This is a genomic window from Kitasatospora aureofaciens (genome assembly GCF_001188955.3).
Lineage (GTDB): Bacteria > Actinomycetota > Actinomycetes > Streptomycetales > Streptomycetaceae > Kitasatospora > Kitasatospora aureofaciens.
This window is the reverse complement of record NZ_JPRF03000002.1, coordinates 123,663-146,885: the sequence shown is the minus strand read 5'-3', so window position 1 is coordinate 146,885 and position 23,223 is coordinate 123,663. Positions and strand designations below refer to the sequence as shown.

The following is a 23,223-nucleotide window of genomic DNA, read 5'->3' as shown; positions in this document are numbered from 1 at the left end:
CCGTCGGAAATTCTGATAGAACTCGTAACACGATCTTGGTGATCGTTGCTGGTGGGGCGTGACCGATGTGACGATTCGTCCGTTCGTGATGGAGTGAGCAACAGGCCGTGGATCGTGGACGACGAGCTGTGGGCCCGGGTCGAGTCGCTGCTGGCGGCCTGGCCGGAGCGGTCGCCGGGCCCTCGCCCGGTAGATGACCGGCGTTGCCTGCAGGGCATCCTGTTCGTGCTCTGCACCGGCAGCCCGCGCCGCGCGCGTCGGGCGTCCCCGACCGGGCCTCAGCGCAGCGGCAGGCTCTCGATGGTGAAGGCCGGGCTGGTCAGCGGTTCGCCGTAGAGGTAGGTGTCCATCTGGGAGTTGGTTACCAGCAGCCGGCCCCCGCTCACGGCGACGCCGGTGGTGGTGTCGGCGCCTGGGAAGGTGCGTTCGGAGACGACGACTGCCCGGGTGCTCCCGGCGGACAGTCGCAGTTCGGTGACCTCGTTGTTCACCGAACGCGCGACGTACAGGGTGTTTCCTTGCCGGACGATGCCGTCGGCGCTGGGCAGCGGCGGTGCGTCGATCCTGCGAACACCGCCGGTGGTGAGGTCGAGCCGGTAGAGGGCGCCGCTGTACCAGTAGCCGATGATCAGCGACGTGCCGTCGGGGGCGGTGGTGATGCCGTTACCGTTGGACTGGCCGGCCACGTAGTCCGGCAGGTGGTAGGCCACCCGCAGGGTCCGGTGGGCGCCGGTGGCGGGGCCATCCACCTCGGCGGCCGGAATCCGGTAGACCACGGCGCGCAGCGAGTCGGTGATGTAGACGTCACCGTTGGGAGCCACGGCCGCGTCGTTGACGAGGGTCTGTTCGCCGGTCTCAGGAACGGTGTAGGCCGCGACGAGCCTCCCGGAAGTGCTGTAGACGAAGAAGCGCCCGCTGAACGCGCCGGCGACCAGCAAGCGGTTGCCGGTGATCTTGATGCCGGCGGCCTGGGTGCGGCCGTCCTGGCCGGCCGGCAGGAAGGGTTCGAGCGTGGTCGCCCCGGGGCGTCCCCGGTAGACGGTGCCGTCGCCGATGCTGCCGGCGTAGACGAAGTGGCGGTCGGCCGCCACGCTTTCGGGGAACGCGCGGCTGCCGTCGAGGGTGATCGCCTGGTCGTCGTTCCCGCCCTGGGAGGCGTGGGCGGGGGCGGCGCCGCCGCCGCGGGTGGCGGCGGTCGCGGGAAGCGTGAACGCGGTAAGGGCCGCAGAGGTGGCGGTAAGGGTGACGAGCGCGCGCCGCCCCATGACGCGGACGGTCGTACGGGCGGACGCGGCGCGGGTGGACGCGGTGTGCGGGGGAACTGTGCGGGAGGACATGGTCGGCAACTTTCCGGGTGATGGCAGGGTCGTACACGGTCATGGAACGAGAGGTGAGCGCCCCCGCGGCGGTCCGGGCGCGACGGCCGCGGGGGCGAGTGGACGGTCAGCGCAGCGCGGCGGCGATAGCGTCGGACAGGGCAGTGGCCGGCCGGCCGATCAGGCGGCTGAGGTCGCCGGATCCCGTGTACAGCTCGCCGCGGCTCATCCCGAGGTCGGCGTCGGCGAGGACGTGCGCCAGTTCGGCGGGCAGGCCGACCCCGGTCAGCGCCTCGCTGAGCCGGTCCGCGGGCAGATCGGTGTAGGCGATCGGCTCCCCGGTGGCCGCCGAGACCGCCTCCGCCAGCTCGGCCAGGGTGAACGCTTCGTCCGCACCCAGCTCGTACACCGCGCCCGCGTGGCCCTCGGTGGTCAGCACGGCGGCGGCGGCCTCCGCGTAGTCGGCGCGTGAAGCGGCGCTGATCCTGCCCTTGCCCGCGGCTCCGATCACCGTCCCGCGCCGGCGGAACAGGGGCAGTTGGGCGGTGTAGTTCTCCAGGTACCAGCTGTTGCGCAGCAGTGTGCTGGGGACCTCGCGTTCGCGCAGGTACTCCTCGGTGGCGCGGTGGGTGCGGGCCAGGATGCTGGTCGCCGTGTCGGCCTGCGTCATGCTTGTGTACGCCACCAGCGACACGCCGGCCGCCACTGCCGCGTCGACGGCCCGGCGGTGGTTGGCCGACCGCTCATCTACGGTGGTGGTGGACACCAGCAGCAGCCGGTCCGCTCCCTGGAACGCCGCCGCGAGGCTGTCCGGCTCCGCGAAGTCCGCCCGGCGCACCACGACGCCGCGGTGGCCGAGGTCTTCGATGCGTGCGGTGTCCCGTCCGGTCGCGACGATGTCCGCGGCCGGGACTCCGCGCCGCAGCAGCGCCTCGACGGTGAGCCTGCCCAACTGGCCTGAGGCTCCGGTGACGACGATGGACATGAGATCGCCCCTTCCTGCCGCGAACTCTCCTCGCGGCGTGACGAACCCCAGATTGACCTGATCACTCTCCATCGGTAAGTAGCCACTTGCTGGTAAGGTGACCACCTGCGGGAAAGTATCGAGGTGAGTGGAATGGCGACCGCCGAGAATGTGACGGAGCCCATGGCGTCATGGGACCCGTACACGCGCGGCTGCCCCTCGCGCGACCTGCTCGACCAGATCGGCAGCAAGTGGGCGGTGCTCGTGCTGGGAGAACTCGGCAAGCACGGAGCCTGCCGGTTCACCCGGTTGCGGCAGCGGCTGGCCGGAGTGAGCGAGAAGATGCTCACCCAGACGCTGCGCACGCTCGAACGTGACGGACTGGTCCGGCGGACCGTGTATCCCGAGGTGCCGCCCCACGTCGAGTACGACCTGACCCCCCTCGGTCAGACCCTGCGGGGACCACTGCGCGTACTCACCCAGTGGTCGGTGGAGCACGTCGGCGAAGTCCTTGCCGCACGTCAGGAGTACGACGTCCGCGCCGAGGGCACCGCCTGAGCCCCGCGCCCTACGGCCGCACCCACGCCGCGCAAGTCGCCGACATGACTGCTCCCGGCCCGAACTCCTGGCGAGTACACGACGTGGAGCGTCCCTACGACCGCTGGCTGCATCGACAACCAGGCGGGCATCCAGTGGACCGCGACCGACGCGTGGGTACCAGTGACGACGCCCGCCGCACCGGAAGTCGTCCGCGGCAACAACATCAACTTCACCAACGACATCGTCACCCCATACCAGTAGCACCGGCGCTGACTTCGGCGACGGCACCCAGAACTCGAAGCTGTCCGGCGGCACCGTCACGCAAACCGCCGCCTACGGCGTCAACATCGGCGAGGCGGACGACTACCACCAGTCGTCGACGGCTCTGGTGACCCTGAACGACACGGTCGCCCAGAACAGGATCACTATGAGGGCAGCGAGATCCTGGTCAATAAGCCAGGGACGGTAGACGTCTGGCGGTCACGGTCTGCGAGTCGGCTGAGCAGGCCGCCTGAGGCGCCGCCAGCAAATGGTCGCGCAGGCGAGTGATACGAGGGCTTCGTGCAGGTCGAGGCGCCGTTCCCAGCGGACGGCGAGGCGCTTGAACTGGTGGAGCTGGGCGAAGGTCTGCTCGACGACGTAGCGGAGCTTGCCGAGGCCGATGATGTCGGGCTCGCCGCGGCGGGAGATGACGGGCAGGATCCGGCGTTTGCGCAGCTCGCGGCGGTTGGGGTTGCTGTCGTAGCCCTTGTCGCCGAGCAGGGCGTCGGGGCGTTTGCGGGGGCGGCCGACGCGGCCGGCGACCTGTGGGATGCCGTCGACCAGGGCGAGGGTCTGGGTGACGTCGTTGACGTTGGCGGCGGTGGTGATCACGTGGAACGGGATGCCGCCGCCGTCGCTGATCAGGTGGTGTTTGCTGCCGGTCTTGCGGCGGTCGACCGGTGACGGGCCGGTGGCCTCGCCCCCTTTTTCGCGCGCACGTGGGAGGCATCCACGCACGCGCGCGTCCAGTCGATCAGCCCGGCCGCGTTCAACTCGGCCAGGAGTATGCAGTGCAGGGCCTCGAACACCCCTGCCTCCTGCCAGCGGCCGAGCCGCCGCCAGCAGGTCTGCCCGGAACCGAAGCCCAACTCCAGCGGCAACTGCCGCCAGGTGATGCCGGTGTAGAGCACGAACAGGATGCCCTGCAGGCAACGCCGGTCATCTACCGGGCGAGGGCCCGGCGACCGCTCCGGCCAGGCCGGCAGCAGCGGCTCGACCCGGGTCCACAGTTCGTCGTCCACGATCCACGGCTTGTTGCTCACTCCATCACGAACGGACGAATCGTCACATCGGTCACGCCCCACCAGCAACGATCACCAAGATCGTGTTACGAGTTCATAGGACCCGAAGACGCTTGGAACGGGATCGTGGCGGCCTCAGAAGTGGTCGGGAAGCCAGGGTTCCCGATCGTTGGCGGCCCGGATGAGGGTGGTCAGCGATTCGTCGCAGCGTGCGTAGACACCGGACATGAGGGCCGCTGTAAGGCTGCGGTATCCGCCCGCATACCAGACAGCGAACTGGCCTCTGGTGAAGGCGACAGCGCCGTCGGTGCGCGTGGGCACGATGTCCGCCGACCCGGCGCACAGCCGCAGCAGGTAACGGTGGCTGGAGCCGGGGCGCTCGTCGCCGATCTCCACCGGGATCTCCAGGTCGAGATCGGCAGGCCAGCCGCGCAGCCGGACCGCTCCTTGCAGGTCGAGGACGCGGAGCATCCACGGATGCCAGGCGTCAGCCGTCACCCGGTGCCGGTGGAGGTGATGCAGCAGCACGGGGTAGGGCGGGAGAGCACCGCGCCGGAACTGCACGGTCTCGGCCCGGCTGTTGTGCCGACCGAGGAACGCGAGCATCGACGCGGCACAGTCCGGGTCCGAAGCCCAGAAGTCGTGGACCACCAGGTCTATGCCGTGGCGGTCGCTGCGCTTGGTGGTGAAGGAGAGCCAGCCGGCCGCAGGTGCCCCGGCGCGGCTGAACCGATAGGCGGTGAGGGCGTTCTTCGCGGTCGTCCACGTCGACCACCAGTCCGGGCGCTGGACCGGGCCGTTCCACTGCCGGGCGAGTTCCTGTTGGAGGTCCAGGGCGTCCTTGGTGAGTCCGTGCTCGATGTCGAGGTTTCCGGTGGCGAAGGAGCGCTTCAGGTCGTCGGCGCTCACGGCCCAGCCGAACACCGGGACCGGGGCCTCCCAGCCCATGTGGCGGGCGTAGCCGTTGGAGACGGTGGAGATGGTGGAGATCACCGCGCCGCGTTCGCGCAGGGGCCGCAGCCGCTCGCGGACCATGCTGGTCGCGAGACGGCTGCCGCGTTCCTCAGGTGCGACGCTGCCGGCGGCCAGGCACGCGCTGGGCACCGCGGCGCCGCCGAAGAACTGGTTGGTGAGCAGGCCGAGTCCTCCGGCGACGACCCGCCCCGCGCGCAGGGCGACGCGGACGTCGGCGCGGCCGCGCAGGTGGGTGATGTCCCCGACGGTGTGACCGAAGGCGCGGGCGGCCAGCTCGTCGTACTCCTGGACCAGGCCGTCGTCGGCTGCCTGGAAGGTGAGGTCGTCGTCCATGGCGGCCCTCCTAGTAGTTGGTCGCGTCCCGGACGGCGTCCGGGTCGGTGGGCACCAGGAAGGTCCGGGTGAACTCGACGACCCGCACGCCGTCCTGGTTGAGGCCTGTGGTGCGGCACGTCACGATTCCGTTGTCCGGCCGGCTCTTGGAGAGGCGTCGGCCGGTTATCTCGGTCTCGGCGTAGAGGGTGTCACCGACGAACACGGGGTTCTCGAACTTCACGTCGTCCAGCCCGAGGTTGGCCAGGGTCAGGCCGCTGGTGGAGCGGACCGTCATGCCGCCGACGAAGGCGAGGGTGACGCCGCTGCACACCAGAATTCGGCGTCGCGTGGTGTGGGCGGCGTAGTGGGCGTCCAGGTGGATGGGCGCCGTGTTGCCGGACAGTGCGGTGATGAGTGTGTTGTCCGTCTCGGTGATCGTTCGGCCGGGCCGGTGCTCGATGACCAGGCCCTCGGGGAAGTCGTGGTAGCCGAGGCCGACCATCTCTCGGATCCGGTCGTCGCCGACGGTGCGGTATCCGGGCGGCAGCGTGGTGGTGTTCACTGCGGTTGCCCCTCTCGCTGGGTGTCGACCTGGGCCAAGAGGTTCTGGGCCCGGGTGAAGAAGGGCCTGCCGACCATCTGGCCGCCGACGGAGGTGATGTTGTTACCGCTGTCTCGCCCGGCGCCGAGGATTGTGCGGGCGTCGGCGATGTCCTGCTCGGAGGGGCTGAAGACCTCGGTGATGACCGGCAGCTGCCGGGTGTGGATGGCGCCCTTGCCGTGGAAGCCGAGGGCCTTGGCCCGTTCGGCTTCGACCCGGAGCCCGTCGGGGTCGTCCATCTGGAAGTACGGCGAGTCGATCGCGACCAGGCCGGCGGCGGCCACGCTGTTGGCCACCGCGGAGCGGGCGTGGAGCGTCGGCTCCCAGCCCATGCCGCAACTCACCGCGGTGGCGTAGTCGGCAGTGCCGAACACCGCGCCGGAGATCCGCGCGGCCCGGGTGATCTCCCGGATCTGCTCAATGGCGCGGGGTGTCTCGATCAGCGCGAACAGGTGGGGCCGGTAGTCGTCTGCGTCGAGGGCGCCAGCCACCAGGTCGAGGTCGCGAGGGGACTCGACTTTCGGCACGAGCACGATGTCGGGCCGGGCGCGCCAGTCGGCGATGGCTGCGATATCCCTGATGCCGTCCAGGAGGACGGGGGCGTTTATCCGCACGCCGAGCAGGGACGGGCTGGTCTCGTAGCCGTCGAAGAACCGCTCGGCGATGGTCCTCGCGTGCTGCTTCTTGGCCGGGGCAACGGAGTCTTCGAGGTCGACCAGGGCGACATGAGCGCCGCATGCCTTGGCGCTCTCGAACCGGTTGACGGCGGGAGCCGGCACGCTGATCCACGCTCGGGCGGCCCGCAGAGTGAGAGGGTTCATGGCCGCGGTCACCGGCCCCGGCGCTTGTTCTCGACCAGCACGGCGAGGCCGCCAACGGTGCGGGCGTCGTGGATCTCGTCCTCGCTGACCTTGGAGCCGAGGAGCTCGGAGAGCAGCACCGACAGCTCCACCAGCGACAGGGAGTCCAGGCCAGCCTCCTCCAGGGTCGCGTCGGCGGCGAGTGCTTCGGGCTTCACCCGGAGCTCGCGTACCAGGAGGTCCTCGACGTCGGGGTCGAGGCCCGCGGTGGTGGTGGGATGTTCAGTCACGGCCTTCTCCTTCAGGCGGTGCGCTGCTTCGGGAATGAGGTCTTCCTGCCCGGCGATCACTTGGCGGCGGCCGAGCTCGTCGAACAGGTCGCCGGGGCTGATGCCCTCGCGGGCGGCGATCTCCAGGACCCGGGTCTTGAAGCCGGAGAACACCCCGGCGCGGCCGCTCATCACGGCGACCGAGTCGATGAACGGCGGGGCGCTCATCAGCCGGCGCTCAGCCACGTCGGCGGCGGCCAGCACCTTGTTCAGGTCGATCCCCGTGGGGTGGCCGAGGCGTTCGAGGACCGCGACGAGGACTTCGAGCTGCGTGTTGCCCGCCCCGGCGCCGAAGCCCCGCGCGCAGGCGTCGATGATCCGCGCACCGGTCCGGACGGCGGCCACCGAGTTGGCGATGGCCATGCCGAGGTTGTTGTGGCCGTGGAAGATGACCGGGACGTCGACGGCCTCGCTGATCGCGGCGATTCGCGCCTGGACGTCCTCGGGCAGGAAATGCCCGGCGGAGTCGAAGATCCCTACCGCCTGGGCGCCGAACCGGACCATGAGGGCGCACTGCTCTGCGAGCTGAGCAGGGCTGGCCATGTGGCTCATCATCAGGACGCCCTGGCCCTCGCCGCCGTGCTCGGCGACGAAGCCGAGATGCCGCTCAGTGACGTCGGCCTCGGTGCAGTGCGCGGCGATCCGGAACACCTGCGCGCCGTACCGGAAGGCGCCGCGCAGGTCCTCGCAGGTGCCCCAGCCGGGTCCCATGAACACGGCCATCCGGGCGCGCTGCAGGGCGTCGCGGACGGTGGAGAGCATCTCGGCGTCGCTGAGAGCGGCCCGGCCGATCTGGAGCGAGGAGGCCCCCAGTCCGTTGCCGTGGCCGACCTCCACCACCGGCACGCCAGCGAGGTCGGCGGCCGCCGCGTAGTCGCGCAGCTGGCCTTGGTCGAGCTGGTGGCGGACGGCGTGGTGGCCGTCCCTGAGAGTCGGGTCGTGGATCAGCACGGCCGGTGCGGTCGGGCTCATGCCGCGGCTCCTTCCGTGAGCGGGGAGGCGGCGCGGGTCTCGGCCAGGTGGATGGCGGCCGCGTTGATGATGTCGAGGTTGCCCGCGTAGGCGGGGATGCGGCCTCCGACGGAGCTGACCTCGACGGCGACGATGACCTTCTCGGAGGTGGCGTCGACGGAGGTCACCGCGTAGCCGGGGGCGAAGGCCCGCACCTTGCGGGCGGCGGAGTGGACCAGGTCGCGCACCGTGCCCGGGTCGATGCCGCAGGCCAGGACCGTCATGGTGACGCGGAACGGCGGCGGCGGGGCGGCGGGGCTGACGTTAACCATCACCTTCGCGGCCGGTGTGCCGGTGAACGCGCGGACGGAGTCCTGGGTGGTCGCGATGTACTCGTCCAGGTTCAGGCGGGTCGCCCGCCCGGCGCTGCGGCTGGCCCCGGTGGAGACCACCTCGACGTACCCGGGCGTGCAGTGCTGGGCGATGGCCTGCAGGATCGGGACGGCTGCCTGCCCGCCGCAGCTGATCAGGCTGAGGTGACGGCCGGTCAGCGCCTCGACGGCATTGACCGTCGGAACCGTAGGGGTGCCGCTGTTGTGCGGTGTGAGGTCGACGACCAGGGCGCCGGTGGGCTCCAGCAGGCGCCAGTGCTCGGCGTGGGAGTCGGCGTTGGAGGCGTCGAAGACGAGGTCGACGTGCCTGCCGGACTCCAGCAGCGCGGCGGTGCCGCCGGCCGTCGTGGGCAGGCCCATCTTGGCGGCCTGCCGCAGCCCAGTGTTCTGGCTGTCGCGGCCGACGACCATCACGCAGTCGAGGAACGGGGACCGGTGGATCTTGTGCAGGAGGTCGACGCCGATGAGGCCGGCGCCCAGGACGGCGACCTTCAGCGCGGTGTTCTCGGACATGGGTCTCCCCAGGGACAGCGAATTGGCAGGTGAGCCGGGCGTCAGAGCGCCCGGAACCACACCGGGGGAAGGTGCGCGGAGGACGCTTCGACCGTCACTCCTGGGCGCAGAGGGAGGCTCGCGTGCACCGAGCCGGGCAGGACCAGATCCCCGGCGCTCAGGCCGCCCCCGAGGGCTGTGAGCCGCTGCGCGAGCCAGACCAGCGGGAGGAGGGGATCGCCGAGTACGTCGCGGCCGTGGCCGGAGGCGGAGAGGGTGCCATCGACCCGGACCTCAACGTACTCGTCGCCGAGGTCCGGGAGACGGTCGGCGGCCATTGCGGGGCCGAGCGCGAACCGGGAGGCTGAGGCGTTGTCGGCGACGCTGTCCACGAGGGCGATCCGCCAGTCGCCGTACCGGGTGTCGATGACTTCGAGGGCCAGGAACACCTCGGACACCGCAGCCCGGGCGGCGGCCAGGTCGACGTCCGGGCCGGCCAGGTCGGCGCCGATCCGCACTGCGATCTCGGCTTCGACGCGGGGGGCCAGCAACAGCCCCATTGGGAGGTCTGCGCCGCAGGGCACGGCCATGTCGGCGAGGAGCACGCCGGAGTCCGGCTCGCTGACGCCCATCTGCTGCTGCATGGCGAGCGAGGTCAGGCCGATCTTGTGGCCCACCGGCGTTGCTCCAGCAGCTGTCCGCAGATCTACGCCGTGGCGCTGGATGCGGTACGCCTGCTCCAGGGTCAGGTCCTGAAACCGTCCGGCCATGGTCTGGGTGGGGATCCCGGAGAGCTCGGCGGCGCGCAGTTCACGCGCCGCGTCGCCCTCCAGGACGCCGACAGCGGTACGGCCGTGCTCACTCATCGGACCTCCCGGCGGTGTACCGGTCCAGCAGGGGCGCGAGGTAGTCGACGTGCTGGCCGTCGACCAGCTCCAGCGCCTTCGCGGATTCCACCGGCGTGATCTGGTCCAGCTCCGGGGTCCTGCCCTGGGAAATCTCGGAGTCCACCAGGCCGGCGAACTGCGCCCGCACGGTCCGCTCCGGCAGCACCGGGGCGAGGTAGTGCACCCCGATGTTGCCGTTCTCGCCGCGCGTGAGCGCCAGCAGCGTGAGGTCGTCCGGGTCGGTGTGTACGCCGACCTCCTCGGCCAGCTCCTTCGCGCCCTGGCGGCGGAGCTCCGCCTCGTCCAGGGCCTGCGCCGGTTGCTGCGGGGGCTCGACGTTGCCGCCCGGTAGCTGCCACCGGCCCGGCGCGGCGGTCGACTCGGACATCCGCCCGATGACCAGTCGCCCGTCCTCCACCGGCTGCGCGACGGTCACGAACACTGACGAGACCACCGGGGCGCCGGGGACACGACGGAGCGCGAAGCGTCGGTACGTGGTGCGGGCCCAGGTGAGCTCTACCGCCTGGCCCTGTCGGGCCAGCGCCGTGCACACCGCGGTCGGCCCGTCGAACAGCGACGGGTTCGCGCGGGTGGCCTGCTCCCAGACCCGGTCCATGGCGTCTTCATGCTCGGCCGACAGTGCGGGGGCTTCGGTCTCGACCAGCTGCAGCCGGGTGGCGGCCAGAACCTCGACGGCCTGCTGGGCGGAGATGGATTCGGTGGTCAACGTGGGTGGTTCCTTCCGGTTCTGTGCTCCATCACGGTGCTTCCTCTCGCGCAACGTTGGGGACGTGGCAGAAGTGGTGATGCCGGCCGCGCGGCGTGGGGTCCGTGCGGCCGGCACCGGGTCCGCCCGGCCGGTGTGCCTACCGTGGGGCTGCGGGCGGAGTTCGGGGGTGCTGGTCAGGACCTTGGGGGGACCAGCGGGGTGCCGGTGCGGCGCCGTATCAACCCCGGCGCCGTCAACAACCGCTTCACCTGGCGTGTGCAGGAGGCGCTTCAGGACGCGTCCGGGTTGTCCTTGGCTACGGAGCCGAGGTCGGCATGGGGTGGGGAGCGGGCCCGTCTCCCCGCGGGGGACGGAGGCCGGGGCCTGCTCGGACGGTGCCCGACCAAAGGGGGGTCCGTCGTCGGCCGTGCACGGGGCTGTGGAGGTGTCAGGTGGCGGTCAGCGTGTCGAGGGCGGCTGCGAGCCGGGTCGGATTGGTCGGCTGAGGCGTCGGCGGCAGGAAAGCCCACACGACCTGGGCGTTCAGCCAGGGGGTGTCCGGCGACGGCGTGGCGAGGTGAGCTCCGGTGGTCAGCAGCCGTACGTCCGAGTACCGCTCGCTCCAGCTGATCCCGCTGTCCAGGTCGATGAACACGTAGACGAGCCCGGCAGACCGGTCGTGCAGCACCGGCCCCGTCTCCTGCGTCGGATCGCTGATCAGCGCCTGGAGAGCGGCCAGACCCAGCCGCTCGGGCATCCGCACGACATCCCACATCACCCCGCAGGGCAGCAGGAGCAGCCCGTCGGGCTCGCCCACCCAGCCCAGAAGCTTCGTGATGCGGTGCTCGCCACAGGCGGCGACGAGCCATAGCTGCGCCGACAGCGGAACTCGTCGGCCGGCCGATCGGCGGAGAGCCACATCGTCGGAGCGAGGAGTCGGCCGCACAGAGGCGACGGCGGTAGTCGTCATTGATGACCTGCCCAGGGGAAGCGATGCGTTCGGGCTACTACGGTCCCGCTCGCGACCCGCGTTGGTCACGGGCAGCGGCGCCCAGCTTTTCCGGACAGGGCGTCAGCTGGTCGACCTGCGGGAATGCTCCCCAGCGCGGCCGAAATGCGGACAGGGCGTCACCTCGGATTCGCAGAGTGTGACCCATGTGGCGTATTAGGGTCGCTACCGTGAGGTGGTCAGGCCGCTCCACACCCCGTTCGGGAGCCCCCATGCCTCCACGCCCCAAACCAGGCTCAAAATCGGACCGCGATGTCCTCCGGACCGAACTCCTCGCCATCGGCGCCCCCCTTACGACGATCGCCGCCGAGATGCGCGCCCGCTTCGGCTGCCGTCCGCGCGAGGCCTGGCGGCACGCGCACGGCTGGACCCTTCAGGAGGCGGCCGACCGGTTCAACAACGTCGTCGGCGCCGCCGGGCCCGCGACGGACGCCTCCCTCCTCGGCAAGTGGGAGCGGTGGCCGGCGTCGACCGGGCGGCGGGTCACCCTGCCGGCACTCACCGTCCTCGCCGAGCTCTACGGGGCCTCACTGGACGACCTGCTCGACTTGGAGGACCGCCGGGCCCTGCCCGAGTCCGACCTGCGACTACTGCGACACCAGGCCCCCGGTGACCCGGACGTCGCCGCCCCGGCGCCAGTACCCCCACCACCCGACGTACCGCTCACCGGCACCGAACTCATCCGCACCGCCGCCGACGAGTCGGCAGAGTGGCTGCAGTGGGCCGAGGTGGCCAACTGCGGCCCCGTCTCGGTGGAGCAGTACGCCGCCGACGCCCGCGGCTTCGCTGCCGACTATCTGATGGCCGAGGATCCGCTGCTGATCTTCGGGAAGACCCGGGCGTCGCTCGTCCGGGTCTGGGAGCTGTTGTACGGGCACCAGAACCTGGAGCAGCGTCAAAAGCTCTTCACGACCGCTGGCTATCTGGCCGCGATGATGGCCTGGATGACGAGCGACCTCGGGCACAAGCGCCAGGCCGAGACCCACGCCCGCGCCGCTATGGTGGCCGCCGAGATGGCCGCCGACCCAGGCCTGCACGCCTGGGTCGCCGCCACCCGCAGCAAACTCGCCTTCTGGGACGGGCAGTTCCGTGCGGCCATCCAGCACGCCGAGCACGGCACCGTCTTCCAGGCGAGCGGGACCGTCACCGTGCTGCTCCATTGCCAGGCCGCCGATGCGTGGGCCGAGGTCGGCGCGCGATCCCAGGCCAAGGCCGCCCTTGGCCGGGCCGAGGACGCCGCCGCGCTCGACCTCTCCAGCGTGATCCACGACGAGGTCGCAGGGCTGTTCAGCTGCCCGGCGGGCCGACTTGCCAACTACGGAGCGGCCGTCCACCTGCGCGCAGGCTCCCCCTCCCAGGCCCTCGCCTACGCCGACTGCGGACTGGCCGCGCTCCAGCGGCAGGCCGTCCGCCCCCTCGGGACCGTGGCCCAGCTGCACATCACCCGCGCCGGTGCCCACCTGCTCGCCGATGAGCCCGACGGCATCCTCGAAGCGCTCTCCCCCGTCCTCGCCCTGCCTGCCGAACACCGGACCGCCCCCGTCCGCCAGCGCCTGCGCGACCTCGCCCGAGATGCCGCCGGATCGCCCATGGGTGACAGCGCCACCGGACGCCGCCTGCAGGACGTCGTAGAAACCGCCGTCCGCGAGGCCGCCCTGGCCCTCTCCCTCTCCGCCCCGACCGATGGTTGGATCAGCGACCATGACTGACAGTCCTACGCGCATGGCCGATCACTGGTGGTGGCGGCCCGGTTGGGCCCCGGGCACCCGCTGGTACACCTGGCACCTCGTCTTCGACGGCGCCGACGACGTCCACCGCCTGGCCGCCGACTACCGCCACGCCCTGGCCGAGGTTCCCGGCCTCACCCTGGTCCCCGACCGCTGGCTGCACCTCACCATGCAGGGTCTCGGCTCCACCGCCGAGGTAAGCGAGACCGCCGCCCGCGCCATCGCCGACGCCGCCGCCCATCACCTCGCAAAGATCCCGCCGTTCGACCTCGCACTGGGACCAGCGATCGTCACCCCCGAGGCCCTGCTCCTCACCGTCGATCCGGCCGAGCCCGTCCACGCCGTTCGCTCGGCCATCCGCGTCGCCATCGCCGACGTCTGGCCCAAGGTCCCCGAGTCCGCCGACGGCTTCCGCCCCCACGTCTCCGTCGCTTACTCCAGCGCCGACGGCCCGGCCCGACCCGCCGCCGACGCTCTCGCCCACGTGACCACCTACCCGGCCACCGCCCGCATCGCCGCGGCCGAGCTCATCATCCTCAACCGCGACCGGCAAATGTACGAATGGGAGACGGCCGCGCGCGTGCCGCTCGGCTGACGAAGTCCTGTTGCACAGCGAGGTGCCCCCGGCGTTTGACGGGGCACCTCGCGGGCGGGGACTACGCAGCCTTCTCCTGAACAGCCTTCTGCAGTTCGAAGCGGTCGCCACCGGCCACAGCCCAGTAGAGATGAGCGTCTCGGCTGACGATGAGGACGGCGAGAGGTGAGTGGGCCTACGAAAGGGGCGGGAGGAGGGTGGTACTGACATCGCGGCCGACACGGCACTGATGGCGGCGGCGCATTCACCCTGACCAGAGGGCACCGAAGGGGGATACTCACGGTATGGCCGACACTGACACCTACGTTCATTCGCCCGAGGTCTGGACAGCTGGACGCCTCCGAGAAGCGATCAAGGACCTCCCCGACGACGCACCCATCCACATCGGTGTTGCGTCCGACCCGGGCGACTTCGACGGATACCAAGACCACGTCCTGGTCGATTGCGAACCCATCGAGTGGGCCGGCGACGACGGCGCGCCGGAGCGAACCGAGGTCGAGTACACGCTGTTCGCGGACTGGCCAGCAGGAACCTACGACGTGTTGGACTGACAGCTCCACTGCAGGCGGCTACCCGGACCTCAGGAGCCCTCCTGGCACGCTGCCCTGTGCCAGCGGCAGCGCCCGCCAGACCGACCCTGCTGCTGCGACGGCGGCCCCGGCCCGCTCGGGGGTTCGGACCGGGGCCACTGTCCCCCACGGTGCCGCGAGTTCCTCGCGGCGGCGCGCGGTGTTACGCCGTGGCGGCGTCGGCCGGACGGGTCGCGGAGGTCCAGTAGGAGGCGTCGGCCAGGCGGTAGCCGAGGTGGGCGAGGGCTGCGACCCGTTGGGCCCGGCTGGGCAGCGGTGGGCCGTCGAAGAAGTGCTCGTGCTTCGTGGTGCTGCCGTCTTTCGTGATGAACAGGTGCCAGCCCCCGGTCGGGGTGGCGCCCATGGTTGCTCGGTAGTTGCTGGAGGTCGTCGTCACCGGGCCGACCCTACCCAGCCTCAGACGGTCGCCGAGAACAGATCAGCGCGTGATCACGCACCTCTGTACCCCTCGCACCTTGTCGACGAGTTCGGACAGCACGATGCCCCCGACCTGGTGGTCTGGGGGCACTTGGCGTTCTCAACAACGGCGATAACTGGCCGTCGCAGTGGCCAGTCAGCCCTTCGAGATCCCATCTTCCGGGAAGGACCGCAGTTCCCGGTGACCCGGTACGGTGGCGAAGTGGCCAGCCACACTTGGCGGAAGGCCCGGAAGTCGTCACCGCAGGGAGGGTGGGATGGCAGACGCAGGAGAGGCCGTTCGGGGCGAGGAAGTGGAGGGCTTACCGGCGGATGAGGACCCGCCGGTTACCCCTTTGCTTTCACACCGCTCGCTCGTCAAGCGGCTGGGACTAATCCTCGGCGGATTCCTTATCGTTTACCTCAGTGATCTGCTCAACATGGAAGCATTCTTCCTCCGCTGGGATAACCGGGGCGCGCAGTTAGGCCAGTGGGTTCAGACTCTCGGCTACATCGTGATCGTTGTCGGAGTGCTTTGGTTGGCCTTCGACGCCTTGAGGCTTCTAGAACGGCGCGAGCGCGAGCGGGCACGCGGGGTGATTGGTCAGGCGCCTCGCTTCCATGCGGAGGGGGAGGCGTCCATACATGTCCACCTCTCCGATCCGAGCCAGATCAACTCGCCCTATGTGCAGTCGCTTACGTCGTCTCGGCACGCCGAGAAGCAGGAGCGGATCCTTGAGGATTCCTATGTTCAGGGGATCTCGCAGGCCAGAGTGATCTTCTGGGTGAGCATCGTTTTCCTGTGCCTGGGCGGCATCGTCATGATCGGTGGTGTCGCCTTCGCCATCCTCAACAGCGAAAGCAGCACAAAAATCGACTCTGGCGCGCTCGCAGCTGCCTCCGGCGTAGTATCCAACCTGTTGTCCGGGATCTTCCTTTACCAGGCCAACCGCTCCCGCAACTCCGTGTCCGACCAAGCCGCTCGGCTGCAGGCGGGCTCTATGGCGAACGAGCGAGTCGCCATCGTCCGAGAACTGCTCGATTCCATCGAAAGTCCTGACCGGCGAGGCGAGGCCCAGCTGCACTTGGTCAACACCCTCATTGCGAGCTTGGAGCGACTTGATCACCGCCAGACCGCTGACATTCTCCGAGTCGATTCGGAAGACAGATGAGAGCGAAGACGCCAGCGTAGACGAGAACCCACACCTCTCGCACTGCCAGACGCAACGGTGTCTCCGACCGCGGTGATCGGGGGCATTCGCTGTGGGGCTCAGACTGTCAACAGGGCGGCGGTGACCGGGATGAGGACCTCTGCCTCGGTGCGGGTGTAGGGGTGGTTCTGGTGCCTGGGTCTTGTGCACGGCACCGCCGGTGAGAGTGATTTTCACGCCAGCCACGCTTCGACGCCGGACGGTCTGAACATAAAAGACCCAAGTAAACGTTTCGACGGCGTCCACCGCCTGGCCGCCGACTACCGCCACGCCCTGGCCGAGGTTCCCGGCCTCGCCCTGGTCCCCGACCGCTGGCTGCACCTCCCTCCCCACGGTCGCTACCGGCCTGGGCCCAGTCGAGATGGGCATGCAGCTGACGATGAGGGCGGCGAGAGGTGAGCGGGCCTACGCAAGGGGCGGGAGCAGGGTGGTGCTGACATCGCGGCCAACACGGCATTGATGGCGGCGGCGCATTCCCCTGAGCAGAAAGCACCGAACGGGATACTCCCGGTATGGCCGATGCTGACACCTTGTCAGCGGACGCGGCAGACTCCCCAACGGCGGTCAGTTGGTCTCCCCGCTGGCGGACAGGAAACCTCCCCAGTAGCGGACAGCTGATCTCCCCGCTGACCCACCAAGCCAGTAACGCACAGTGGGCATGGTGAAGAGCGATGAGGAGATCATGGAGATTCTTGGGGCGTACGACCTCACCGGGAGTTGCCGGAAGGCGGCCGAGCTGGCCGGCTGCGACCACCACACGGTTCGGCGCTATGTCCAGCTCCGGGGCCAGGGGGTCGACCCGACCGAGCGCGCGGTGCGGTCGAAGCTGATCGACGACTTCCTGCCGAAGGTCGAGGAACTGGTCGAGCGTTCCCGCGGCCGGGTCGGTGCCGACGCTGTTCACAAGAAAATCGCCGCGATGGGCTTCACCGGCACCGACCGCACCACCCGCCGGGCCGTGGCAGCGGAGAAGGAGTCCTACCGGGCCGGGAACCACAGGGTCTTCCGCCCGTGGATACCGGAGCCGGCAATGTGGCTGCAGTGGGACTGGGGCGAGGGCCCGCGCATCGACGGAAGACGCACCAGCCTGCGGTGCGCGTGGCTGGCCTGGTCCCGGTTCCGGGTTGTCATCCCGGTGTTCGACAAGACCCTGCCGACGGTGGCGGCCTGCCTGGACGCGACGTTCCGCACGCTGGGAGGGTGCCGACCTACTGCCTGACCGACAACGAGAAGACGGCCACGGTCGAGCACGTCGCTCGGATCGCGGTCCGCAACCCCGAGCTGGTGCCGATCGCCCGCCACTACGGCACGGTGGTGCGGTCCTGCATGCCGGCCGACCCGGCGTCTAAGGGCGGGACCGAGTCGCCGGTGAGGATCGCCAAGCGGGACCTGGTGCCTACGCAGGTGAACCTGCGGGCCGAGTACGCCGGCTTCGCCGAGCTTCAGGAAGCCTGCGAGGCGTTCATGGCGGAGGTGAATAACCGAGTCCACCGCGAGACCCGCCGGATCCCCACCGAGCTGCTGGCCGAGGAACGGCTGCGGCTGCACCCGGTGCCCGAGCAGCCGTTCACCGCCGCGTTCGGCGATAGCCGCCGGGTCGGCAAGGACTCGACGATCTCGGTCAACTCAGTGCGCTACTCAGTCCCGCACGAGCTCGTCGAGGAGAGCGTCTGGGTCCGCTTCCACGGCGACGACCTGATCGTGACCGCGATGGCCGCGGGCGGCACGGTCGAGGTCGCCCGGCACGCCCGCTCCACCCCGGGCAACCCGCGCATCGCCGACGAGCACTACCCCGATGCTCCGCGGGGGGGAACGCACGCCGAAGCCGACCAACCCGGCCGAGGCCCAGTTCCTCGCGATCGGGCCCGGGGCGGCGGCCTGGCTCATCGAGGCCGCAGCGGCCGGCACCCGCCGGATCCGGGCGAAGATGGCCGATGCCATCGCACTGGCCAAACTGCACGGCACCGCGGACGTCGACCGGGCGCTGGGCACCGCCGCGACGGTGGGCCGCTTCGCCGAGGGCGACCTGCTGTCGATCCTGGGCCACCAGGGCGAGCACGACCCGGTCGAGCCGATCCGCCGCAGCGAAACCCACAGCCTGCAGCCGGGCACCTCGGCCTGGTCCGGATTCGGGTCGAACTGAGCCGGCCCCGGCCAAGCCTCAGTCTTCGTCCTCGACCAGACCGCAAGCACCGGGGAAAGACTCCAGGAACTCCCGCCGCTGCGGGTCCGACTCGGATTCGGCCAGGCCCCGGAGCGTCCGCAGGAACCGGCCGAGCTGGTCCTCCGGCAGCCGCTGAAGCACCCCCGCGACGCTCTCCATCATCTTCACCGCGGAGTCGGGATCCACCTCGTCGTCCTCACAGCTGTCGAGAAGCCAGACGGTGTCGACGACCAGCCCGGCGAGAACGGGCACCAACGGATCCATGTCAGTCATCCGGGCAACCTACCCGACGCCCAGGACAGCAAGGAGCCCGTGCCCCCGCCGCGGTGGTCTCCAACAACTCCCAGATCGTGCCGCCCGGCATGCCTGCCTCCTCGGTCAACCTGCTGCCCGGGGTGGACGGCACCCGGCACAAGACCGGCCTGAGCGTGCTCAACCAGCTGCTGCTGGACGTCCTCGCCCCGCTCGACGGCGTCCAGGACGTGGCGCTGTGCGGCAACGGCTTCCTGCCCCCGGCCTCCCTGCATGGCCCGTTCCTGTACTCCGATCACCCGAAGATGGCCGAGGCCGCCAACGGCCTGTAAAACCTCTTCCACGTCCACGGCCCGCGCCCGGGCGAGCGGCTTACCGTCCCGGCCTCGCCCGCGGAGAAGGTGAGGTCCGACCGGGTCGGGTGGGTGCGGATCGACGACGACTTCGAGTACGAGGCGCTGGTCGCGCACGCCGCGTTCCTCGCCGATCCCGGCACGGTCGAGCTGTCCCCGCTCGCCGATGAGCCACCGGCACCGGCATGCTGGCGTGCAGCATCCACGAGTACCTCTCTGGCCCGCTTGGAGCGCACCGTGCGGTGCTGCGGCGCAAGGACGGCCCCGGTGGGCTCTTGCAGTTCGCCTGGGACGTCACCACCGCCGACTTCGTCCAGGCCGAGGCGACCGGCCGTGAGGAGGCGATGGCCGCCTACCCGTTCGGCGCCGAGATGTTCTTCCAGGACTACCTGGCCCTGATCACCGGCCGCTTGCAGGTGTGGGACGTGGCTGGCGGCGCGATGGAGTGTTGGCACATCGGCCGCCCGCTGGACAGCCTCGTCTACGCCTTCTTCGGCATCTACGGCGAGCACCAGCGCCCCGACCTCGCCGCCCTGTCCTACGCCACCATGGCCGCTGGCATCACCGCCCCGGCGGGTACCCGGTGACGACGGCTCCGGCCACCGCCGCCGAGGCGCTGACGGGCCTGGCCCGCATCCGCCCGGCCGGGTGGCTGGCCACCCCGATGCCCACCGACCCCGTCGACCTGCTCGTGCGCGCTCGCCAGGCGCTCGCTGCCGACCACCCTGGCGTGACCGGCAGGGTCAGCGTGCTCAGCGCCCGGTACACCGCGGCGGTGTTCGCGGTGCACCGGTCGCCGCCGGAGGGCTCGCTGGTCCTCAAGCTCCCCGACGATCCGGCCGCCTACGCCGGGGAGACGCTGGCGTACGCGCTACTGTCCGACACCGCCCCCGTCGCCCGGCTGTACGCGGAAGGCGAGGATTCACTGTCGCTGCTGCTGGAGTACTTGCCGGAGGCGGCCGACTGGAGCGGACCGCAGATGCCCGCGCTGCTGGTCGAACGCGTCGTCGCCGTGCTCACGGCCTCGCTGCGGCTGTCCGACGAGGCCGCCGAGGCTTCACACTCGCCGTCCTGCGGCGCGCCCCGGCCCCGGCCTGGATGGCGGACCCGGGCGCGTACAGCGAGGTGCTGGCCGCGCACCTGGACGCCAACGGCCCGTACCTGGTGCCACTGGGCCACCTCGACCTCAAGCCTGAACACCTGCACCGGCGCTCGGACGGCGAGGTGGTGCTGCTCGACGTGGAGAGCGTGCGCCCGGACGTGACCGGGTTGATCGACCTCACCCTGCCCGCCGTCCTGCGCCAGGCCGGACACGACACCAGCCCGGACCGGGTGCTGGGCCTCTACCTGGACGCCGCCTCGGCCCGGCGCCGCCTGGACGGCCCGCTCGTTGAAGTCCGCCCTGTGCGCGTACGCGGCGGCAACCGGGTTGAAAAACCTTCACGGCCTGGACCGGTGAACGCCGAAGGCCCGGCCCCCCGCTGAACCCTGGTGGCCAGCGGGGCACCGGGCCTTCGGCGCGTTCTACGGGCCCTCGATGCCAACGATCGTGCCGAACGGGTCGCGCAGCTGGGCGATGCGCCGGACCCGCTCGATGGTCAGCGGGCCGCGGTGGTGCTCGCAGCCCGCCGCCAACAGCCGTTCCCGGGCCCGGTCGACGTCGTCCACGCCCCAGTACACGACCGGGCTGCCGCCCCGGGGGTTGCGCTTGTCGTCCGCCGGGTGGAAGCCCAGCTCGACCCCGTCGTGCTCCACCCAGGCGTAGACCGCCCCGCTGTCGCTCACGTCGACCTTCACCGGGACGTCCAGGAGTTCGCCCCACCACCGGGCCGACGCCTCGGGGTCCGCGGCGAAGGTCATCACGATACGAACGCTGTTGAACACAGGCTCCTCCAAAGTGTCCTCGCTGGAGTCTCCGGCCCCGGCGGACGCCGGGCCACGTGTTGTCCGCGGACAACATCGAGAGCGGTGCGGGATGAAGATCAAGCGGACCTAGGCGTGAGAGTGCAATGCTTCGAGCAGGGCGCGGAACCCATCAGTGTCCAGCCCCGCGCGAAGGGTCGCGGCTTGCTCTTCGACGGTTTCTCCAAGCGCTCGTACGAGCTGGTACGCAGTAAGGGAAGGCACTGGATCCGGGGCGGGCGTCTGCCTTGGCAGCGGGGCCTGCTGAAAGTCGACAGGACTACCGGCAGGATTCTGCTTAGCAGGCACCACCAGCGCGTCAGTCTGCCCGTCCGGCAGCGCCACGGGTTGCCTCGTGTTGTCCGCGGACAACACCTTCCGCTCCGATGCGGCCGCCGCTGCCGGAGCTTCTCTCCCTGTCGACGCGCTCGCTGGCCCCGTGTTGTCCGCGGACAACACGGAGGCCTGCGGCGGCTCAGCAACAGCGGGCTGTGCGAGCGCGGCAGGGATGTTGTCCGCGGACAACATCTTGAGAGCATCTCGTGAGGCGATCCGCTTGGCGCGCTCTTCCTCCTTGAGCCGCTCTTCGAGGGCCAGGAGGTCGTCGGTGGTCAACGACTTGTCGTCCTTGTAGGCCCGGGCCAGGCGCCGGCCGTAGCGTTCGGCCATCTCGCCGCTTGCCAGCCGGTCCTGGATCGCAGAGGGGAGGGTCAGGAGGAGGATCTGGTTGCCCACCCAGGATCGGTCGCGGCCACGGCGGCGGGCGACCTCGGCGGCGTTGCCGTCACAGGCCTTGAGGAGCTGCTCGAGGCCCATGGCCCGCTCGATGATGTTGAAGTCTTCGCGGTCCTCGTTCTCGGCCATGAGGTAGTCCATGAAGTCGGCCGGGCTGGTCGCCAGGTCGTCACGGACCACGAAGTCGAGAACCTCGAGCCCCACCTGCGCAGCGGAGCGGCAACGACGCTCGCCGTTGAGGAGGACGAATTCGGCTTCCTCGCTGATGAGGCGCACATGACTTGGCCACAAGGCGAGGTAGGCGGCGCGGGTTACCGCGACACAGGCCGTGGTCTGCTTCTTCGCCAGGCTCTGCCCGAGTGCTTCGCGCTGCTCTTCGGTGCCGTAGTAGCGACGCGGGTTCATCGGGCACAGAGCGACCCTGGCCAAGGGGATGCGCTGGATCTCGTAGTCCGGGATTGACCCTTCGGCCTGGGCCTTGGCCCGACCCCGCTCGCTGCGGGGTGTGCGGCTGATGGCCCCGAACGCGCCTCCGGTTCCGAGTCGGTCGGCTGCCTTCATCGGGCGATCCTCCTCGCGATGTCGCGCATGACCTCGGCCTGGTCACTGTCGGGTGCGTGCACGAGCAGCGGCGTCTTCATCCGCACGGCCTCGCGCTGGTCTTTCAGGTCATTCACGACAGCGATCACCTCGGGGTGGCCGAGGCTCTTCCAGGCGTCGAGAGAGGAGGTCACGACGTACCCCTTGCGGACGTCATACAGGTTGACGACGAAGCCCAGGTCGTACACCTGGATGTCGAGGTCGTCGCAGAGGGAGTCGATCTGCTCACGCAGAAGGGTGTAGGCGTCGGCGGAGGAGTCCTCGGCCTGCACCGGGATCACGATCCCGGAGCTACCCTCGGGCTCGCCCTCACGGGTGCGCGCGTAGTAGATCGCGTTGTCCATCGCGTAGCCGAGGCTCGGAGGGCAGTCGACGATCACGAAGTCGAATTCGCGCTCGACGGCGGTGAGGGCCTTCTCGAGTGCGGTCTCCTTGACGCGGATCTCTCGCGAGGAGACGAGCTTGGCGTCGAGGAGGAAGCCGTCGGTGCAGGCCGGCAAGAGGTGCAGGCGATCTCCGAACGTCTCGCCAGGGATCTCGATGAGCAGGTCGCGCAGGTCAGCCTGGCGTTCGCCGCACATGTTCTTGACGAGGCTGTCGCCCTTGATGGGGAGGTGATCGTGGCCGAACTGCTTGGTGAGGTGGCCCTGGGGGTCGAAGTCGACCAGGCAGACCCGGTAGCCCATCTCGGCTAGTGCCTGGCCGACTCCGGCGGACATGGCCGTCTTGCCGACGCCGCCCTTCTGGTTGCCGAAGGCCACCCGCCGGGCTCCGGTCTGCGGACGGCTGCGGTGGGGAAGCGGGTTGGCGTCCAGCCACAGTCGAATCGCCTGGGCGAGGCCCTGGTTGTACGGGAGTCCACGGCCCGAGCAGTCCTCGCGGAAGCCCTTGTACAGCGCGGAGGGAACGTAGGTGGAGAACGAGTCGGAGCGGGCGGTGTCGATCAGGTCGAGCGGGTGAGCGGCCTCCCGCCATGCCTGGATGCCCTGGGTGACAGCGTCCTGGATAGGGATCCCGACGGTAGCGGCGCGGATCTTCAGCTCCCTGCGCAACTGCTGAGGGAGTTTGGTAACTACCTTGTCCCGGTCATCGGGCATGGATGGTGCGGTCATGGGGGGAGTTTACTAACCTCTGG

General features: G+C 70.1%; 26 protein-coding genes and 2 pseudogenes. 11 read left to right on the top strand and 17 right to left on the bottom strand.

Features of this window, described 5'->3' with window-relative positions; all coding sequences use genetic code 11:
- Positions 1-51: 51 nt before the first annotated feature.
- On the top strand, positions 52-336 hold the full coding sequence (locus tag HS99_RS48345; RefSeq protein ID WP_359815511.1) for a transposase: 285 nt from the start codon (positions 52-54) through the stop codon (positions 334-336).
- On the opposite strand, the gene HS99_RS04430 is transcribed toward HS99_RS48345, so the two are convergent.
- Together HS99_RS04430 and HS99_RS04425 are read right to left on the bottom strand one after the other, a co-directional pair.
- Positions 279-1,337 carry an SMP-30/gluconolactonase/LRE family protein gene (locus HS99_RS04430; protein ID WP_051835646.1) on the bottom strand — a complete coding sequence of 353 codons (1,059 nt, stop codon included), beginning with the start codon at positions 1,335-1,337 and terminating at the stop codon, positions 279-281. The genes HS99_RS48345 and HS99_RS04430 overlap by 58 nt on opposite strands.
- Before the next feature lie 106 nt (positions 1,338-1,443).
- Positions 1,444-2,301 (bottom strand): NmrA family NAD(P)-binding protein, encoded by an 858-nt coding sequence (locus tag HS99_RS04425; protein ID WP_030557508.1) that lies wholly within the window; start codon positions 2,299-2,301, stop codon positions 1,444-1,446.
- Between the two features lie 132 nt (positions 2,302-2,433).
- On the opposite strand from HS99_RS04425, the gene HS99_RS04420 reads away from it, so the two are divergent.
- Positions 2,434-2,838 carry a winged helix-turn-helix transcriptional regulator gene (locus tag HS99_RS04420; protein WP_030557509.1) on the top strand — a complete coding sequence of 135 codons (405 nt, stop codon included), beginning with the start codon at positions 2,434-2,436 and terminating at the stop codon, positions 2,836-2,838.
- Positions 2,839-3,300: 462 nt separating this feature from the next.
- Here HS99_RS04420 and HS99_RS40630 read toward each other — a convergent pair.
- The 10 genes and pseudogenes from HS99_RS40630 to HS99_RS04370 form a co-directional block, all read right to left on the bottom strand.
- A protein-coding gene (locus HS99_RS40630) for an IS5 family transposase (RefSeq protein ID WP_370863220.1) occupies positions 3,301-4,124 on the bottom strand; the annotation gives its coding sequence in 2 pieces (ribosomal slippage) (positions 3,301-3,791 and positions 3,791-4,124; 825 coding nt in all).
- Between the two features lie 114 nt (positions 4,125-4,238).
- Positions 4,239-5,411 carry a GNAT family N-acetyltransferase gene (locus tag HS99_RS04405; RefSeq protein WP_030557513.1) on the bottom strand — a complete coding sequence of 391 codons (1,173 nt, stop codon included), beginning with the start codon at positions 5,409-5,411 and terminating at the stop codon, positions 4,239-4,241.
- A 10-nt stretch (positions 5,412-5,421) separates the two neighbouring features.
- A complete protein-coding gene (locus tag HS99_RS04400; RefSeq protein ID WP_078938603.1) occupies positions 5,422-5,895 on the bottom strand; it encodes a MaoC family dehydratase in 474 nt (157 codons plus the stop codon).
- 56 nt (positions 5,896-5,951) lie between these two features.
- The gene (locus tag HS99_RS04395; protein ID WP_030557515.1) at positions 5,952-6,815 is read right to left on the bottom strand and encodes an HpcH/HpaI aldolase/citrate lyase family protein; all 864 of its coding nucleotides are present in this window, start codon (positions 6,813-6,815) and stop codon (positions 5,952-5,954) included.
- A gap of 8 nt (positions 6,816-6,823) precedes the next feature.
- Complete coding sequence (locus tag HS99_RS46235) at positions 6,824-7,084, bottom strand: phosphopantetheine-binding protein (RefSeq protein WP_232790646.1); 261 nt, start codon at positions 7,082-7,084, stop codon at positions 6,824-6,826.
- Positions 7,085-7,096: 12 nt separating this feature from the next.
- Positions 7,097-8,095: pseudogene (gene dmpG, locus HS99_RS04390) on the bottom strand (4-hydroxy-2-oxovalerate aldolase); the annotation flags it as partial.
- Positions 8,092-8,979: an acetylating acetaldehyde dehydrogenase gene (locus tag HS99_RS04385; protein ID WP_030557518.1), complete on the bottom strand. Its 888-nt coding sequence runs from the start codon at positions 8,977-8,979 to the stop codon at positions 8,092-8,094. The gene HS99_RS04385 and the pseudogene dmpG, both read right to left, overlap by 4 nt.
- Before the next feature lie 41 nt (positions 8,980-9,020).
- A complete protein-coding gene (locus HS99_RS04380) occupies positions 9,021-9,824 on the bottom strand; it encodes a 2-keto-4-pentenoate hydratase (protein ID WP_030557519.1) in 804 nt (267 codons plus the stop codon).
- On the bottom strand, positions 9,817-10,572 hold the full coding sequence (locus HS99_RS04375; RefSeq protein WP_232543300.1) for an NUDIX domain-containing protein: 756 nt from the start codon (positions 10,570-10,572) through the stop codon (positions 9,817-9,819). Before HS99_RS04375 ends, HS99_RS04380 begins: the two co-directional genes overlap by 8 nt.
- A 430-nt stretch (positions 10,573-11,002) precedes the next feature.
- Complete coding sequence (locus tag HS99_RS04370) at positions 11,003-11,371, bottom strand: hypothetical protein (RefSeq protein WP_030557522.1); 369 nt, start codon at positions 11,369-11,371, stop codon at positions 11,003-11,005.
- 404 nt (positions 11,372-11,775) lie between these two features.
- Between HS99_RS04370 and HS99_RS04365 the strand changes: the two genes are divergently transcribed.
- From HS99_RS04365 to HS99_RS04355, 3 genes are all read left to right on the top strand, one after another.
- Positions 11,776-13,272, top strand: a complete 1,497-nt coding sequence (locus tag HS99_RS04365; RefSeq protein WP_158876602.1) for an NsdA family TPR-like regulatory protein — start codon at positions 11,776-11,778, stop codon at positions 13,270-13,272.
- Positions 13,273-13,285: 13 nt separating this feature from the next.
- Positions 13,286-13,885, top strand: coding sequence for a 2'-5' RNA ligase family protein (locus tag HS99_RS04360; protein ID WP_030557525.1), 600 nt, complete (start codon positions 13,286-13,288; stop codon positions 13,883-13,885).
- 284 nt (positions 13,886-14,169) lie between these two features.
- Positions 14,170-14,436 carry a DUF6225 family protein gene (locus HS99_RS04355; protein ID WP_030557527.1) on the top strand — a complete coding sequence of 89 codons (267 nt, stop codon included), beginning with the start codon at positions 14,170-14,172 and terminating at the stop codon, positions 14,434-14,436.
- A 181-nt stretch (positions 14,437-14,617) separates the two neighbouring features.
- Here HS99_RS04355 and HS99_RS04350 read toward each other — a convergent pair whose 3' ends face one another.
- Positions 14,618-14,851: a DUF6303 family protein gene (locus HS99_RS04350; RefSeq protein ID WP_141763661.1), complete on the bottom strand. Its 234-nt coding sequence runs from the start codon at positions 14,849-14,851 to the stop codon at positions 14,618-14,620.
- 298 nt (positions 14,852-15,149) lie between these two features.
- Here HS99_RS04350 and HS99_RS04345 point away from each other — a divergent pair, with 298 nt between their 5' ends.
- Both HS99_RS04345 and istA read left to right on the top strand, forming a co-directional pair.
- Positions 15,150-16,043: a TRADD-N-associated membrane domain-containing protein gene (locus tag HS99_RS04345; protein WP_030557529.1), complete on the top strand. Its 894-nt coding sequence runs from the start codon at positions 15,150-15,152 to the stop codon at positions 16,041-16,043.
- 700 nt (positions 16,044-16,743) lie between these two features.
- Positions 16,744-18,225, top strand: a pseudogene (gene istA, locus HS99_RS04340) (IS21 family transposase).
- A gap of 18 nt (positions 18,226-18,243) precedes the next feature.
- Here the strand turns inward: istA and HS99_RS04335 are convergent.
- Positions 18,244-18,519, bottom strand: a complete 276-nt coding sequence (locus HS99_RS04335) for a hypothetical protein (RefSeq protein WP_030557531.1) — start codon at positions 18,517-18,519, stop codon at positions 18,244-18,246.
- Between the two features lie 53 nt (positions 18,520-18,572).
- On the opposite strand from HS99_RS04335, the gene HS99_RS04330 reads away from it, so the two are divergent.
- The 4 genes from HS99_RS04330 (at position 18,573) to HS99_RS44595 (ending at position 20,336) form a co-directional block, all read left to right on the top strand.
- Entirely contained in the window at positions 18,573-18,830 is a 258-nt protein-coding gene (locus HS99_RS04330) for a hypothetical protein (RefSeq protein WP_030557532.1), read from the top strand.
- Between the two features lie 206 nt (positions 18,831-19,036).
- Complete coding sequence (locus tag HS99_RS04325; RefSeq protein WP_141763660.1) at positions 19,037-19,438, top strand: hypothetical protein; 402 nt, start codon at positions 19,037-19,039, stop codon at positions 19,436-19,438.
- Positions 19,435-20,115: a hypothetical protein gene (locus HS99_RS04320; protein ID WP_030557536.1), complete on the top strand. Its 681-nt coding sequence runs from the start codon at positions 19,435-19,437 to the stop codon at positions 20,113-20,115. The genes HS99_RS04325 and HS99_RS04320 overlap by 4 nt, the downstream gene beginning before the upstream one ends.
- The gene (locus tag HS99_RS44595) at positions 20,076-20,336 is read left to right on the top strand and encodes a hypothetical protein (RefSeq protein WP_030557537.1); all 261 of its coding nucleotides are present in this window, start codon (positions 20,076-20,078) and stop codon (positions 20,334-20,336) included. Before HS99_RS04320 ends, HS99_RS44595 begins: the two co-directional genes overlap by 40 nt.
- Positions 20,337-20,375: 39 nt before the next feature.
- Here HS99_RS44595 and HS99_RS04310 read toward each other — a convergent pair whose 3' ends face one another.
- The 3 genes from HS99_RS04310 to HS99_RS04300 all read right to left on the bottom strand — a co-directional run bounded on the left by HS99_RS04310 (position 20,376) and on the right by HS99_RS04300 (position 23,200).
- The gene (locus HS99_RS04310; protein ID WP_167745252.1) at positions 20,376-20,711 is read right to left on the bottom strand and encodes a VOC family protein; all 336 of its coding nucleotides are present in this window, start codon (positions 20,709-20,711) and stop codon (positions 20,376-20,378) included.
- A 132-nt stretch (positions 20,712-20,843) separates the two neighbouring features.
- Positions 20,844-22,049 carry a ParB/RepB/Spo0J family partition protein gene (locus HS99_RS04305; RefSeq protein WP_030557540.1) on the bottom strand — a complete coding sequence of 402 codons (1,206 nt, stop codon included), beginning with the start codon at positions 22,047-22,049 and terminating at the stop codon, positions 20,844-20,846.
- Positions 22,046-23,200: a ParA family protein gene (locus tag HS99_RS04300; RefSeq protein WP_030286800.1), complete on the bottom strand. Its 1,155-nt coding sequence runs from the start codon at positions 23,198-23,200 to the stop codon at positions 22,046-22,048. The genes HS99_RS04305 and HS99_RS04300 overlap by 4 nt, the downstream gene beginning before the upstream one ends.
- Between the last annotated feature and the right edge of the window lie 23 nt (positions 23,201-23,223).